The 593-nt window shown below is 48.9% G+C and carries 5 tRNA genes; all 5 read right to left on the bottom strand.

Annotation, left to right across the window (positions count from 1 at the left end):
- Positions 1-28: 28 nt before the first annotated feature.
- The 5 genes from DC345_RS30660 to DC345_RS30680 all read right to left on the bottom strand — a co-directional run bounded on the left by DC345_RS30660 (position 29) and on the right by DC345_RS30680 (position 548).
- Positions 29-113: transfer RNA gene (locus DC345_RS30660), tRNA-Leu, on the bottom strand.
- Between the two features lie 8 nt (positions 114-121).
- Positions 122-197 (bottom strand) — tRNA-Lys (locus tag DC345_RS30665).
- A 16-nt stretch (positions 198-213) separates the two neighbouring features.
- A tRNA-Gln gene (locus DC345_RS30670) sits at positions 214-288 on the bottom strand.
- 11 nt (positions 289-299) lie between these two features.
- A tRNA-His gene (locus tag DC345_RS30675) sits at positions 300-375 on the bottom strand.
- A gap of 97 nt (positions 376-472) precedes the next feature.
- A tRNA-Thr gene (locus DC345_RS30680) sits at positions 473-548 on the bottom strand.
- Between the last annotated feature and the right edge of the window lie 45 nt (positions 549-593).

Genomic DNA, 593 nt, shown 5'->3' on the forward strand with positions numbered 1-593 from the left:
TACCGCTGAGCCACTTCCGCAAAATATATGGTGCGGTCGAGAGGACTCGAACCTCCACGGGGGTTAGCCCACACGGACCTGAACCGTGCGCGTCTGCCAATTCCGCCACACGCGCATATGATGGTGAGTCATGAAGGGCTCGAACCTTCGACACCCTGATTAAAAGTCAGGTGCTCTACCAACTGAGCTAATGACTCAAACAAAAAACTAAAATGGCTGGGGATATAGGATTTGAACCTATGCATGACGGAGTCAAAGTCCGTTGCCTTACCGCTTGGCTAATCCCCATTAAGAAAACATGGGGCGATCGAGGGGAATTGAACCCCCGAATGCCGGATCCACAAACCGGTGCGTTAACCACTTCGCCACGATCGCCATAAGCTATCCCTTACATTCGCTGAGAGTATCTCAGTATTCCCATCTGAAACTATAATATACATTCTATTATAAATTCAGAGGTAAATGCAATAAATGGTGCCGGCGAGAGGACTTGAACCCCCAACCTACTGATTACAAGTCAGTTGCTCTACCAGTTGAGCTACACCGGCACGGTGTAAAATGTGGTACTTGAGTAAAAATGGCGGAACCGACGG

The sequence above is a fragment of the Paenibacillus taichungensis genome (assembly GCF_003287275.1).
GTDB classification, from domain to species: domain Bacteria; phylum Bacillota; class Bacilli; order Paenibacillales; family Paenibacillaceae; genus Paenibacillus; species Paenibacillus taichungensis_A.